Genomic DNA, 15088 nt, shown 5'->3' on the forward strand with positions numbered 1-15088 from the left:
CACCGCGAACCACGGGGAGTTGAAACCCCGCTACGATAAAAAGTCCTCACTACCGTTCGGACTGGGTGTCCGTTCTGAGCCGATGTTTCAATGCTGGTTGAGCGATCTCTTCCACCGGAAACGGCAACAGCACACCGAGCTTCGGGTTTGTCCGAGCAATTCGTCGCACCGTCCCTCCGGCGTGAACCTCGAAGACATCGTCTTTCATGACAAACTTTCCCGGGCCAGCCAAGAGCGCCCCGAAGAGCCGTCGTGCGCGCAATTCTTCGTCCGGATCGAGCGGCGCGGAGGCAGGCAAAAACCGCGCCTCCTCGTATTCGATTCCCTTTGCATCCACTCGCGCTCCTTCGAACGCAATCGCCCGTGCCTCGTCGAAATACAGCACCGGGCGCCCGAGCGCTTTGCATAACGCCGACGATACGCTGCTTTCCAACGCTTCGAGCACTCGTCCCGCGAACCGAATTGCCTTCGAACACCCAAACGAACACGGCGTACACGGGATGACGTGTCTCACCGCCGAATTGAGATACGCGTGAAATGTTGCACCGAGGGCGCGGCTGCGCGCTGCCGTGACGTACGTGAGCGCCGCGTTGTTGCCTCGTTCCCCGAGCGCCACGAAGGCTGCCACGCAGCAGGGCGGATAGCCCATCAATTCACCAATGGCCACCGCATTTCGGCTCGACCCTTCGTCCCAAAGCCGCGCCGCACGTTGCGCAAGAGCTGCGTCATTCGAAATGAACACGTGAGAATTCGTTTCACGACTGGCAACTTCGTACACGCGCCTGCCCGTAGCGCTTTCGACGTACAATGGTGTTTCATGACAAACAAGCATAGCGGTGGAATATTTCGAGCGCAAAGCATTTACGTCATGCGTCGGCACGACGAGGTACAAAACGGGTTTGTCGCCATTGACGAATGCGACTTCTTCCAGGTTCGAGGGCAATCCTTCGATGTCTGGGTCCATCGCGAGCGGCACGGCATTTTGCGCGATTTCTTCCCACGCTGCGTCGATGACGAGGCCGCTTGCATTCCGCGTCCATGTCGTCGCATCGGGCGCGCCCACTGAAAAACGCGCCCCGGGTTTGACTCGACCGTACCCACGTGCATCATCGTGCACGAAAAGCTCAGCACCGAACGTCGCCGCTCGCGCCGAAAGCTCGCGTTCCCAAGCGTCTTCGAATGCCCCTCGACGAAGCACCACGCGCAAAACCCCGCGTTCGAGGCACAAGCTGGCTCGGAAAAACCCAGCTTCACCGCCCGACGTTATGAGCGCTGCGCGCGGTTTTGCTTCGAGCAGCGCTTCAATGTCGCCAAGCGTTGCGTCCGGCGGTTCGACGAGCGCGTCCTCGCCAAGATGTACGGGATTCGAGCCGAGAACGAGGACGGGAGCGCGCACCGCGAACACTGTACTCTATTCGAGACCCTGACGTAAAAACAAATCCATTTGACCCCATGCCCCCGCCGCATGTAGCGTACTTTCTCGCAACCCTCGATGCGCTCCTTGCCGCTCATTCGCGAGGCGGGCCGTCCGCCGCAACCCATGGCTGCCCGCATTGCGCCGCCTGGTGCCGTGCTTCCGGCGGCCATCCTGAGCCTCCACAGCCATCGCGACCGGTCATTCCTCGACGACGTCATCCTCCATCACGTATCGGGCGCCTTGCGCGCAGCGGGCCTCGACAATGACCTCGTCGTCGCTTACGTGCCACCGGACGTCGATGTCGCGTGGGACGCATTGATAGCCACGTTGCGCGATTATCCCACGATTCTCTACGAACGCCTCTGGGATCCGGCGCTCGTCACGCGCATTGCAAAAGAACTTCCAAACGCCACGCTCGTGCGATTGATTGGCGAGCATGATTTGTCCCAAGCCCCGGCGCACCATGTTTGTCCGGCCGATCCCAAAGCCGTCGTGGATTTGTTGAATGAAATGGCCGGGCGCCCGCCTTTCGCGGGGCAATTGCCACGTTATGCGCCCAACGTAAAACCCGTGTACGTGACGCCCGACTCGCGGCCCAAAGCGCCTTCTTTTCCGATTACGGGCAACATCGGTTGTCCTTACCAAACGGATGCTCGGTCGAACCCTGTCTTTTCCGGCGTCGACATTCCCAAAGAATACGGTCGTGGCTGCGGGTTTTGCACGACGGGAAACCATTACGAATACAAGCCCAAAGAAGAAGCGCTCGAATGGGCATTGCTACAGCTCCGGTACTTGCGTACGAATGCCCCGGACCTCGATACGCTGGTTTTGCGCGATCAAAATCCTTTTTATTATCTCACCGAATTCATCGAAACCGCCGAACAAGAACGCCTCGGACCGTTTACGTTGCTCATCGAATCCCGCGCAGATTGGTGGCTGCAAAATTCGGGCAGATTCGTCCGAGCGCTCGAAGCCGCAAAACGCTCGTCCATCAAGCTTGCCCCATTTCTCGTCGGTATCGAAAACTTTTCGCAAACCGAGCTCGATCGCTTCAACAAAGGAGCGACATCGGAGACGCTCATCAAATTCTTGGGTGCACTTCACCGCTGGCATGCCGATTATGCTCCCGCCGTGGATTTGTCCCACGCAGCATTCGGGTTCATCATGTTCACGCCGTGGACGACCCTTGCCGATCTGCGGACGAACCTCGACTGCATCCGGCAAACGCGCATGGATCGATTTCGCGGACACCTGCTGCTGTCCCGCGTGCGCCTCTATCCGGACACCGCCCTGTACTGGCTCGCCAAACGCGATGGGCTCTTGGCGGATGATTATGCTAGACCCGAAGACGACGCGAGCGCTCGTTATGGGTACTTGCCGGCCAAACCTTTTCGTTTTCGTCACCCCAAAGTCGCCAAAATCGCTGAATTGGCCACCGAATACATCGCCCAGAAGGGTGGCCGAGACGAACCGCAGCTCCTCGAAGCACTGCTCGATCTCATCGAAAATGCCGCCGACGAAACGCTCGTGACCGTGGACGACGTCATCCGTGCCATGGCAGACAAACGCCCGGCGAACCAGGATTCGAACCGGCCAAAAGGAACGCTATTTCGCGATCCTCCAAACGTCGAAGGTGAAGCTGCCGAGAAAAAGCGCCTCATCGCACAAGCGCTCGTAAACGCGCCGACATTGCCCGTCACACTTCCAGCTTTTGGATTGTCCCTGCTCGATATCAATGCGGACAAACGTGGAATCGATCTTCTGTTTGGAACGAAAACTCCCGTGACCCGGTTACGCATCGAATGGGACAAAAGGGCGGGTCGAGCCAAGGTCGAAGCATCGGAGCTCGCGCCCGGCGCCGAACGTTTTGCGCGGGCGTTCGACGTGATGATTGCGCGTTTGTCCAAGTCGACCACGGCCGAACGATTCGAACGGGCGATGGTGCACGCCCGAGAACTTGCACGCTTGCCCGTCTCCGTACCGCTTGGTTTTTTTCGACAACTGGTGGCAGGCCTCGACGAACCTCAAGGGCTCGTGCGCACGGGATTTTCGTGCAACCAGGACTGCGGCATGTGCTGGCAAGGTCGCGACTGGGGCCGATACGGGGCCGAACAAATTTTGCGCTGGATCGAAGATTTGCGCGCCGCCGGCGCAACGTGTCTCATCATTTCCGGCGGCGAACCCACGCTCGATCCGGACCTCGTACGGTACGTCGAACACGCGCGTGCGCTGGGTTTTACCAACGTGACGCTCGAAACGAACGCCATTCAAGCGGCCAAACCGGGGCATGCCGAGCGCCTTGCGAAAGCGGGCGTGAGCCAAGCATTCGTGTCGCTGCACAGCGGCGATCCGGCCATCTCGGATGCGATCACGCGCGCGCCGGGCACGCACGAACGCACCGTGCGAGGCATCCACGCGCTGCTCGAAGCAAACATTCCCGTCGTGCTCAATGCCGTGATGACGGCCGAAGGCATCGATCACTTGGCCTCGTTGCCAGACTTCATTCACGACACGTTTGGCGGGCATCCGCTTCTTTCCAGCCTGATGATTTCGCAACCGACCGAGCCTTTCGATCGCACGCTTTTGCCTGCGATCGTGCCGGATCCTGCGCGAGCTCGGCTGGCCCTTCGCAAAACGATCGATCGGGCCCTGGCCCTGGGCATCACCGTGCAAGGACTCGATGGCCCCTGCGGTCCACCTCTATGCGCATTCGGCGGAGACCGGCGCGTCATTGCGGGCAAACCCGTGCCGAAAATGGTGGACTTCAGGCGACACGTGCCCGCGTGCGAGCGCTGCGTCGCACGATCGGCATGCTTTGGCGTGCGTCATATCGAAGTGGAATTGTTCGGTGAGGCGTGCGTGTCGCCATTGGACACGTGGGCGTGAAAGGACGCTTGGATCAGCGCTTCTTGATGCCGAGCTGGACCTGGAGCTGACGGCGAAGCTTGCGCACCTGATCCGTCGGGAGCTTGCGAACGAGCTCCGTTGCATGGGCTCGTTCGTCGTCGCTCGAAAACGTGAGGATGTAGAGCGGCGGCAAGCCAAGACCCTTGGCCAAACGCGAAATCGTTTGAATGGTAATGGCTGCGAGCCCGTGCTCGACGCTGGACAGATGCCCCTTCGACAGCTCGCTCGCATCGGCGAGCTCCGCGAGAGACATGCCTCGCTCCAAGCGAAGCTCGCGAATGCGCGTACCTACCTGAGAAGCGAAAGGATCGGGAACAGTTCGTCGCGGCATGTTTTGAATTCTCCTCGTGCCGGGTCTTGAACCTGGTGTTTGTCGGGCTGTTACGTTTCATGAGCGACGTTTTTCACGCCCCCCACGAATGCTTGGGCAAGCACTCGAGTCATGATGCATGACTCCGACGAACCTGTGTACTAGAAAAACGAACCATTTGCACACGGACCCTCGCGCACGGGAATCCGTTTGTCGAAAGTTGGCTACAGTTATGACGACTACATACTTCTCGCGCGCCAAAGTCTCCGTCGGCCAATGCTCCTGCCCAGCGATCTGCGACCTTCAGCCGATCAAACGCCGATGTGGTAGGGGCGTCTTCCCAAGGCGTCGAAAAATAGTCAGTCGACACGAGGCGCGTTCGAACCGCCCACGACAATCGAAAGCAACGTGCGAGAGCGCCAAACCGTTAGAAAGCATGGTGCCGTTCGTCTCGGTGCAGCACCGTATACCAAGACAACCACGAGTCATTCGTTCACGACGATTGACAAGGGCCGCGTAAATCTTTTTTCCGTTTGCCGCGTAATAACTTACGCGTAGTGGTTCGCCCCGGGGGTGCGTCCGGAAAGTCCCCGATGACAAATCGGGTTCGTCCTTCAACACCATGCGGGGACGGCGAGGATTGACCCGCAGTTGCAAAGAACGGGACCATTTTCGACGTCATGACGTGTCATTGACGATCAAGATCGACGGAGGGTCGCGCGGGCGCCGAATTTTTCGGCCCCGCTCCATGTTTTGCGATGCCCTGCTCGCTCGTCCGGTTGGCAACGGTTGCTTCGGGCATCCTGGCATGCTCATTCTCTGGCGGCTCAAAGGCGAGCACTGGCGGAGTGGAAAAACGATGAGCCGCACGGGTGACATTTCATTTGCGCCAACGCTCGGCGATCGGGAGCTCTTCCCAGACCTCGAACCGCTCGTTTATTGCAACCACGCCGCCATCTCGCCTCCGTCGTGGCCCGTGCGGCGAGCGATGCAAAATGCGCTGGTCGACTTTGGGCGTCGAGGTGTGGGGGCGTATGGCGTGTACATCGCTCAACGCGCGCGCCTGCGTGGGAAACTCGCGCAGCTCATTTCTGCATCGGCGGATGAAATCGGCTTCGTGCCGAATACTTCGTACGGGGTGACCGCAATCGCGTTTTCGTTTCCATGGCGCGCAGGCGATCGTGTGGTCCTCTTCGAGGGCGAATTCCCGGCGAACGTGACGCCTTGGCTGCAAGCGGCGAAGCACTTCGAGCTCGAGCCCGTGATGCTCGAGGTGCGGGATTTTCAGGAGAGCGACGAGCGGGGTTTGTCGCGACTCGAGGAAACGCTGGCCCATGGTGCGCGTCTCGTTGCGGTCAGTGCCGTGCAATTTCAATCGGGGCTGCGCATGCCCATCGAAGCGATCGCGAAGCTGTGTCACGCGTATGGAGCAGAGCTTTTCGTCGACGCCATTCAGGCGGTGGGCATCGTGCCGATGGACGTCCGTGCGCTTGGAATCGATTACTTGGCGTCGGGTGGGCACAAGTGGCTGATGGGGCCCGAGGGCACCGGGTTTCTGTACGTGCGCAAGGAGCGAGGCGCGGGGCTCGTGCCAAATCTTGCGAGTTGGCTCAGCCAAGAAGACGGCCTTCGTTTTCTCGCCGAAGGACCGAACCTGATGCGTTACGGCGCGCCTATCAAGCAGGGTGTGGCGATGTTCGAGACGGGCTGCATGAACACCGTTGGCTTCGTGGGACTCGAAGCTGCCGTGGATCTCGTCGCAGCGCTTGGTCCCGAGAAGATTTTGGCGCACGTGATGCGCTGGGCAGACGCTGTCGAACCGGGCCTCGTCGAGCGTGGGTTCACATCGCTTCGAGCCGCCGAAGAGCATCGCCGAAGCGGCATCTTGGGACTTCTGCCGCCCGCGGATATTTCCGTGGTCGATCTGCACCAGGCCTTGGCGACGCGTGGCGTCTCATGCGCTTTGCCCGACGGCGTGCTTCGTTTCAGTCCACATTGGCCGAACAACGTCGACGAAGCGGAACAGGTGCTCGCTTCCATGGACGATGCGCTTGCGGAATTGCGCGGGGCGCCACGTCCACGAATGGATGATTGGTAGTCAAACGTTCACTTGGGAGCGGACCAGCCGATCGACATGAACCGGACGCGTCCGTTGCCGCCGACGGATTCGTCTCCGAAGAGCAGCGTGCTTGCGGACGCGTTGGCGAAGGCTGGAGAAACATCGGCATTGGCGCCGCCGGAGAGGGCCACGAGCGTCTTGCGAGGACCCGGTGGCGCACCGGGACTCAGCTCGAACGCGTCGATTTGCATGCTGTCGCGGATCGCCGATGCGGCTGCGCCTCGGCACTGCGTGGCCGTGCACGTGAGCGCGATGGAGGAGATGGTGCCGCGGTCTTCGGCGCGCATGAGGACGGGCGCGCCGGCGAGGGCTCCACGACTGTCGATGACGGCGATGCGAACGCCGGCATCGGCCGTTGCGGCGTCCGTGGTTGCGTCTTCGATCCATGCGACGACGACGTCGTTGCCTGCAAGAGCGACCGAAGGCGAGCGGGAATGGCCGGGCGAGGCGAAGAGGCGCATGGGCGGACCGAGCTCGCGCAGCGTGCGTGCGTCGAGACGAACGGCGTAGATGTCGCCGTTTCCTTCTTCGGTGCTTTGCCGTGCGTCACTCCAAACCACGACGACTTCTTTGCCGCGCATGACGATCTGCACTTCGGCGGCATCGCCGGGCGCGTCGGTGAGACGCCGATCGGCGACGACTTTGCGCAAGGAACGATCCACGCGTGCGGCGTACACTTCGGCATTTCCGTCGCGCGTATCGACCCAAGCGACGATCCATCCGTCGTCGGCGCCGCCTTGCGGATCGGTGGGCGGGGCGTATGCGATGGCCACGTCGCTCGCTTCACTGGGTACGTCGCCTTTTTTGGCTTTGCGTTTGACGGTGGTGAGGGCTTTTTGTGCGATTTTGGCGCCATCGGGCCCAAGTTTGGCGAGCTGCACTTGGGTCTCGCCCTTGTCGCGGGAAACCCAGGCAATGGCTGCTTCGTTCGTCTTGGATGTGCGTGCTGCATCGAGCGCAACGCCGCCGATCGAAACGGCTCGATCCGACAGGATTTGGGTTTTTCCAAGCTCACCGGTGGGTGACACCGAGCGCACACCGACGACCGCGAGCGGTTCGGCTTTTTTGCTGGGTTTGCCCTGGGCGACGTCGTTGCTTTCGATGAAGTAGGTGACCCACGCGGCGAGTGTCGTGCCGCCAGAGAGCTCGGTGGAGGACACTTTTGCCAAGTGTTCGCCGTCGTAGATGCTGGTCACGGTGCGGGCGAAGGGCGGCGATTCGCTGGGATCGCGCGATGCGGGCGATTGCCAAGACGTTGAGCGCACGGGCAAACCGAGCATCGCGACGGTCGCGGGCGGGCCCGGTATCGAGGCAAGCGTCGTGCACGTACCGCCGTGACACGACAGTGACCGTGTCAATTCGGGGATTCCGTCTGTCGCGGCAAACGGTTCGGCGCGTAGCGGTTCGGATGCGCGCACGGAGAGGTCGGGGCCGAAGCGCACGAACGCGGGCCAGATGGGCGGTTCCGCCGCCGCAGGAAGCGATGCCGAACCGATGGGCGCGAGGGTTGTCACGGCAAACCCGTCACCGTCGGGCGTGATGTCCGGCGGACCGCTCGCACTGAATACGAGCGTTGCGCGTTCGCTTTGAAGCATCGCGTCTGCATCGAGGATGCCGAGGTGAATGAGCCGTCCTTCGCGCGGGGAACGCAGCAGATCTTCCCACGCAAGGAGCGCCTTTGGCTTCGCGCCTGCACCACCCACGACGGACACGAGGGCTTGCTCGCCCACGGGCGGCGTTGCTCGCCGCGGTGGCGTTGCGATGCGGCCACCTTTTTCGACGGCGGCAACGTACACACTCGCATCGATCTCGCGCACGTCGGTCCACGCAAGCAGCGTGCGTGCTCCCACGCGTGTGACGATGAGATCGCCGTGCGCCGTTGCTTCAGCGCTCACCGTGACGGGCGGCGATACCTTTCCGTCGAAACCGACGTCGGCATACAGCACGCGGCCCGTTCGACCCTGTTCGGATGCTTCCGTCGCCGCGTCGACGAGCGTCGCGATGGCTGCGCCGCCATCGGTTGGAGCCATCCCCCAGCTCATCACGCGCTTCGAAAGCACTATGCTCGGGGGCGGAGTTTGTCCGAGCTTGACGGGCACGGCGATGACGTCGAAGTACGCATCGCGCGGGACTTCCCACACGACCAGCGCCGAGTTTGTCCCTTCCACGATCTCGATGAAGCTCACGTCGTCGGCGGATTGCGCCAGGAGATAGGGGCCACTGCGAAGACGACCCGACGCATCGAGCGATACGGCGCGTACGGTCGCGTTTCCTTTGGTGCCTTCGACCCAAGTCGCGAGCCAACCTTCACCGACGGGAGCGACTGCGGCCGTGAAGACTTCGCCAACGGTTACGCCGAGGTCGACTTGTTCGGCCTTCGGCGCGCCGTCGGCGCCAAGGAGGCGTGAGAAAAGTTTGCCCTTGGCGTTGAAGACCAGGAGCATTTCATCGCCTCGACGCGCGACGTACGGGACCGACTGTTCATCGTCGAATCGAGCGATCACGTGGGACGGCAAGAACGCAGGTGGTGGCGCTGCCGTATCCTTCGGAACGACAGTTTCGACGCGAGGTATGGCGGGCCGTGTCCTGCCGCGAGCGGTTGTCTTGGAAGTCGCGCTGCCGCAACCAATACCGACGGACAACGAGGCGACGAGCGTGAGGACAAACGCTACACGAGCCGGCGAGCTTCGCATGGCTGGACCATGCCAGACGCAGCCGAGCACGGCCACCTCTTGGACGTTTCACGGAAGACGAACGCCCCGAGCGGTCGATCTCTACGACGGGCTCTTGTCCTGACGGAATGTCGTGTCGATGGCGGGAGGTTTGTCGAGAAGCGGAGGTCCCGTGATCGGCAGCAGAATCTCGAAGACCGCGCCGCCTTTGGTGGCCTCGCGATACATGATTTCGCCGCCGTGCTCGAACACCATGCGATGCACGATCGCCAGTCCCAGACCGGTGCCTTTTTCTTTCGACGTCGCGTATGGCTCGAACAGACGCGGCAAGATCTCTGGCGGCACACCCGGGCCATTGTCCCGGACGACGATGCGCACTTTGCCATCCGCTGCCAAATCGATGGTCACGACGACGCGCGGATCGGGACGTACCGCGCTTGCAGCGTCGAGACCATTTTGGACGAGGTTGGTCAGGACCTGGACCATCTGATCACGATCGGCCATCACGTTCGGGATCTTGTCGGCCTTGAGCTCCACGCGTTTGGTTCCCGTCTTTTCGAGGCCTTCGCCTGCGGAGGCGTGAAGCGTGACGACACCTTTGGCCACTTCGACGAGGTCGATTGATTCGGGTTTTGGCGGCGGAAGCCGAGCGAACTTCGTGAATTCCGAGACGATGTTGGCGATGCGATGCACCTCTTGAAGCACCGTCGTCGTGGCTTCTTCGAAGTATTCGTCGAACGCCGGATCGTCGCGCGCTCGAAGGCGGCGAAGCGTTTCGACCGCAGCGCGGATGGGAGCAAGAGGATTTTTGATTTCGTGCGCGACTTGCCGCGCAACTTCGCGACGAGCCGAGATGCGTTCCGCGGCCGCGAGTCGCTTACGGATCGATGCCAGCTCGGCGATCGTGCGGTTGTACGCATTCGCCAACTCGCCGAGCTCGCGGCTGCCCCGTCCAACGATCGTCCGCGGTTCTCCCACGACGACTTCTCTCGTTTCACGCGCCAACTCGACGATCGGACGGGACAAACTTCGAGCCAGGATGACCGCCAAACCAAGTCCAATGAGAAGCGCCGCTGCACCCGCAGTGAGAACAGCTCGATCCAGCTCGGCAAGCGCCGCGTGAAGCGTTTCTTTCGTTGCCGTGATGACCACGCGCATGCCCGGCACGTCCTTGACGTCGACCGTACGCACGACGGCATCGGCAACCTTCTTGGGTGAACGATCGTCACCCGCCAGGCGTAGTTTGACCCCATACGAAAGGCCGATTCGATCGAGGATCGCACCGACGCTCCGTGCCCCCACGAGCCCCACTTCGAGGCCCTTCTCTCCGTGCGTGCAAAACGCTTCGAGAAAGCCCGCACCGCCCGACGAATCGGTTCTCCACGACGCAGCCGATCCCGCGTTGGAACGCAGCAGTTTGCCCAATCTTGCATCCGTCGTGCTCGTCCGCGCGACATCCGATGCTGCCAAGACAAACCCTTGACCCGTGACGAGCGACAGTTCGTCGAGCGCGAGCGCTTGCGCTTGGTTCGGTACGAAGTGCGTCCATGCCGACCGCTTGCCTGCATGGATCTTGGTCGCATCTCCACGCTCTTTCTCGAGCGCCGTGCGCACTTCATCGACGAACGTATCGTGAGCACAAAGTGGCTCGAGCAACGCACCTAGCGCGCGCACCTCCCGCCCGAACTCACGCTGCACGCTCGTCGCAGCCGCGTCGACACGACGATCGTAATCCCTCTCGATCGTCTGCCGCGTCGAACGTCGCAAAGACACGCCAACGAGCGCCGTTGCGAGAATGGCGACGAAGCTGAATGCGATCATCAATCGCGCGGCAAGAGTCACGACGGTGCAACGACGATGACGCGGAAGCGATTCCTACGCGAGCGCGTCCGAGGCTGTGTCATCACGACGGAGCGCCACATCGTTCCGGTTTTTCCCATCAAACCCTCACCCGACAACCGCCGCCGACGCTGCGCGTCGGAGGGACTTCTGGCGTATTGGCACAAATACCGTTTTCGATCTTACACTCACGAGAACGCCGAGACTGCTGAGTTTCTGTTCATCCCCAGGGGCACCGGCGCGGGACGATCGTGCGGGAAATGAACCGCCTCCTTGCACGCGCCCCCCTGGCGCTCTTAACCTCGGCAAGCACTCGCGTCTCGCGCTCGAAGCCACCGCTCATTACGGGCGGGATCGAGGCGCGTCGTGCCTCACCCGCAGGCCGCGTCCATCATGAACTCAAGGCAGCTCGGGCCCCCCGCAGTCGTTCTCATTGCCGCTGTCATTTTTCGGCATGGGATCAAAGTCTTTGCTCAAAGACTACACGTCTGAACTTTTTTACCTCGTGGGCCTTGGCGCCGCGATCGCGATATTCATCGCGAGCTCGTCGCAAGGTGCAGCGGTTCGTCTCGGCGGACTCGTCGATGCACTGAAGGCAGCGGCACGGGGCAAAAAGCCCAGCATTCCCGAAGGCGTCACCGGCGAGCTCGCCGATGTGTACGACGAGGTCGCTCGGCTCGCCAAACGCACCAACGAGCTCGACGCCGAAGTCAAGAAGCTCGAAGAGGGCGGCGGCGCGAATGCGATCAACGTCGACGAGTTGCTCGAGGTTTTGCAGCGTGCATCGACGGGCGAACGCGTGCGAGCGCCCGCGGGGACGAAGCCCGAAATGGCGCGCATTTATGCGGAGCTTTCGGGCGTAGCGGAGTCCGTGCGCGATGCTTCGAGTGCCGCGGAGAAGAAGGCGCTCGTCGCCGAAGAACGCGCGCGTGCAGCCGAGCAACAAGCGAATGCGGCCGAACAACGTCTCGCATCGCTCGAGCAGCGCATCGCCGGCGCAGAGCAGCGCGCGATGTTTGCCGAGCAGTCCCTTGCGGCAGCCGAACAGCGCTCGAATCAAGCCGAGCAGCGTGCTGTAACGGCGGAGCAGCGTGAGGCGCAACGTAAGAATGAGCTCGTGGAAGCGCTCGCGGCCGTCGAAGCGGACGTGGTCGAAGGCGTGCAGCGTGCGGTCGCAGGCGAACGCGTGCGGCCGCCGGCCGGCGCCAAGCCTGAGGTTGCGCGTATTTACATGGAGCTCGCGGCAATCGGTGAACGCCTCGCGACCGCCGAGCAACGCGACCACCAACGACGTGCCGAGCTCGCCGAAGCGATGCACATGCTGGAAGGCGAGCTGGTGGATGCCGTGCAACGCGCTGCAACGGGTGAGCGCGTGCGTCCGCCCTCGGGTGCCAAGCCCGAAGTTGCTCGCATTTTCATGGAGCTGAGCGGGCTTGGTGAACGCATGGCGGTTGCCGAGCAACGTGAACAGAAGCGCCGTGCCGACCTCGGCGAAGTGCTCGGTGTCGTGGAAGATTACTTGCCGCGCCTTGGCGACGGCCTCGGCACCGTGATGGCCTCCGTCGAGCAAACCGCGGCCAACTCGCGTGACTTCAACAGCTCGCTGAGCGGCTTTGCGCAGGCGATCGAGATGCTCGCGACGAGCGCTGAAGAGTCGAGCTCCAGCATCTTGGAGATGACCGCCACGAGCGACGAAGTTGCCGAGAACGTCGGTGAGCTTGCCGCGAGCGTCCGTGAAACGGTCTCGTCCATCGAAGAGATGGCCTACTCGATCCGCGAAGTGGCCAAGAACGTCGACGGTTTGTCCCTCACGGCCGAGGAAACCAGCTCGTCGATGAATCAGATGGACGTGTCGATCGACCAAGTGCAGTCGAACGCGAACGAGACGGCGCGTCTGTCCGAAGAAGTCGCGATGGACGCCGAAAAGGGTGCCGAAGCGATTCTGAAGACGATCAGCGAGATCTACCGCATCAAGGAATCGAGCCAGGAAGCCGTCAGCGTCATCTCGAACCTGAACTTCCGCATCGAAGCCATCGGTCAGATCCTCGATACCATCGACGAAGTCGCGGAACAGACGAACTTGCTCGCGCTGAACGCCGCCATCCTTTCGGCGCAGGCAGGTGAACACGGCAAGGGCTTCCAAGTCGTTGCAGAACAAATCAAAGAGCTCGCGGATCGTTCGAGCGCCAGCACCAAGGACATTTCCGACCTGATCAAGACGATTCAGCAGGAGTCCAAGAACGCGATCGCCGCCGTCGAACGCGGTGCGCACAACGTCGATCGCGGCGTCGAGGTTTCGAATGAAGCCGAGCGCGCGCTGAAGAAGATCACCGAGAGCTCGCAGAAGTCGACGAACATGGTGCGCGCGATCGCGCGTGCAACGGTCGAGCAGGCGAAAGGATCGAAGCAGGTCACGGATGCGATCGGTCGCATCGCGGAAACCGTGCAGCAGATCGCTGCAGCAACGGCCGAACAAGCACGCGGCTCGGAGCTCATCATGAAGAGCGCCGAGAAGATGCGCACCATCACGCAACACGTGGAGCGATCGAGCCAGGAGCAGGCTCGCGGCGGCAGGCAGATGAGCAGCTCGATCGAGCAGATCTCGGCGATGATCAACAACCTGAACACGTCGCAGCGCACCTGGAGCCACAAGGGCGAACAGATCCTCGACGCAGCCAAGAAGATCGAAGAAGCAGCACGCGCTCAGGAGCAAACGCTCCGCCAACTCGGAAACGCACTCGAGCGATTGCGGCGGAGCGTCGCCGCGTAGCGTTCGGCGCGGAAATGCCCGCGCCGAACGACCCAAGGTCCCATGGCAGTCAAGATCACGGTGCGGCAAGCCGACGCGCTCGAACAAGAGGCGGACAGGCTTGCCGCACGTGCTTTGGAGACATCGAAGACCGCGGAAGCGTCGCTGGTCTTCGACATGCCACGGATCTTCATCGGTCGAGGGGAAGGGTCGGAGCTGCGCCTGCCCGATCCGAGCGTCAGCGCGCGACACGCATCGCTCCGCCAGCGTGGGAACGAGCTAGTGATCGTGGACGAAGGCAGCACGAATGGAACAGCGCTCGATTCGGTGCTGCTCGCGCCGCAATCACCACGCGTCGTGCGCTCCGGCGACTTGGTTCGCGTAGGCCGTGTGTGGCTGGAAATTCGGATCGATCCGCTGCTGGTTGCGAACGCAACTCCAGCGGCCTCCAAAGCGTTGGCGCTCGGGCTCATCACGCGTGCACTCGCAACACAAGGCGAAGACGGCGGCCCGAAGCTCGTGGTGTCCGAAGGTCCCGATGCCGGCAAGTTGCTCGACATCGGTGACGCATCGCGGCGCTACGTCGTGGGACGTGCGCCCGATGTGGACTTGGTGCTCGACGACGAAAGTGCAGCACGAAGACACGTCGAGATCGGCATCAAGGGCGATTCGTTGCTGGTCAAAGATCTTGGATCGAACACGGCGTCCCTCGAAGGCGCGGTTCTCGGACAAACCGACGCACCTTGGCGCGTCGGACAGAAGTTGCAGCTTGGCAAGAACGTCGTGGTCTTCGAGTACCCCGCGGCGGTCGCGCTGGCAGAGTTGTCCCGATGCGCGGACGAAGTCATGCAGCCGGGCGATGCGCCACCGTGCCCTCGAACGGAAAGCGACGCGACCCCTGCCCCGCCCGAATCATCCGAATCCGAACCGATCCAGCCGATGCCTCGATCCTCGCAACCAACCGCGGCGGCCGATACGAGCTGGAGCATCACGGATGCGCTCGTCTTTCTATTCGCCGCCGCCGTGCTCGTCCTGAGCATCGTCGGCTTCATGTGGCTCATTCGCCACTGAAGCG

At 61.9% G+C, this 15088-nt stretch carries 8 protein-coding genes; 4 read left to right on the top strand and 4 right to left on the bottom strand.

What is annotated here, in order from left to right:
• Window positions 1-49: 49 nt before the first annotated feature.
• Window positions 50-1396 carry a hypothetical protein gene (locus IPM54_40355; protein MBK9266025.1) on the bottom strand — a complete coding sequence of 449 codons (1347 nt, stop codon included), beginning with the start codon at window positions 1394-1396 and terminating at the stop codon, window positions 50-52.
• A 1959-nt stretch (window positions 1397-3355) separates the two neighbouring features.
• Here IPM54_40355 and IPM54_40360 point away from each other — a divergent pair.
• On the top strand, window positions 3356-4303 hold the full coding sequence (locus IPM54_40360; GenBank protein MBK9266026.1) for a radical SAM protein: 948 nt from the start codon (window positions 3356-3358) through the stop codon (window positions 4301-4303).
• Window positions 4304-4316: 13 nt separating this feature from the next.
• Here the strand turns inward: IPM54_40360 and IPM54_40365 are convergent, their stop codons facing one another.
• The gene (locus tag IPM54_40365) at window positions 4317-4655 is read right to left on the bottom strand and encodes a helix-turn-helix transcriptional regulator (GenBank protein ID MBK9266027.1); all 339 of its coding nucleotides are present in this window, start codon (window positions 4653-4655) and stop codon (window positions 4317-4319) included.
• Between the two features lie 838 nt (window positions 4656-5493).
• Here IPM54_40365 and IPM54_40370 point away from each other — a divergent pair.
• Entirely contained in the window at window positions 5494-6732 is a 1239-nt protein-coding gene (locus tag IPM54_40370) for an aminotransferase class V-fold PLP-dependent enzyme (GenBank protein ID MBK9266028.1), read from the top strand.
• 8 nt (window positions 6733-6740) lie between these two features.
• Here IPM54_40370 and IPM54_40375 read toward each other — a convergent pair whose 3' ends face one another.
• Entirely contained in the window at window positions 6741-9446 is a 2706-nt protein-coding gene (locus tag IPM54_40375; protein MBK9266029.1) for a hypothetical protein, read from the bottom strand.
• A gap of 81 nt (window positions 9447-9527) precedes the next feature.
• Entirely contained in the window at window positions 9528-11246 is a 1719-nt protein-coding gene (locus IPM54_40380; protein MBK9266030.1) for a HAMP domain-containing protein, read from the bottom strand.
• An 847-nt stretch (window positions 11247-12093) separates the two neighbouring features.
• On the opposite strand from IPM54_40380, the gene IPM54_40385 reads away from it, so the two are divergent.
• Window positions 12094-14034: a chemotaxis protein gene (locus IPM54_40385; protein ID MBK9266031.1), complete on the top strand. Its 1941-nt coding sequence runs from the start codon at window positions 12094-12096 to the stop codon at window positions 14032-14034.
• A 42-nt stretch (window positions 14035-14076) separates the two neighbouring features.
• Window positions 14077-15084 (top strand): FHA domain-containing protein, encoded by a 1008-nt coding sequence (locus IPM54_40390; GenBank protein ID MBK9266032.1) that lies wholly within the window; start codon window positions 14077-14079, stop codon window positions 15082-15084.
• Window positions 15085-15088 lie beyond the last annotated feature (4 nt).

It is taken from the genome of Polyangiaceae bacterium (assembly GCA_016715885.1).
In the GTDB taxonomy this organism is placed as follows: domain Bacteria; phylum Myxococcota_A; class Polyangia; order Polyangiales; family Polyangiaceae; genus Polyangium.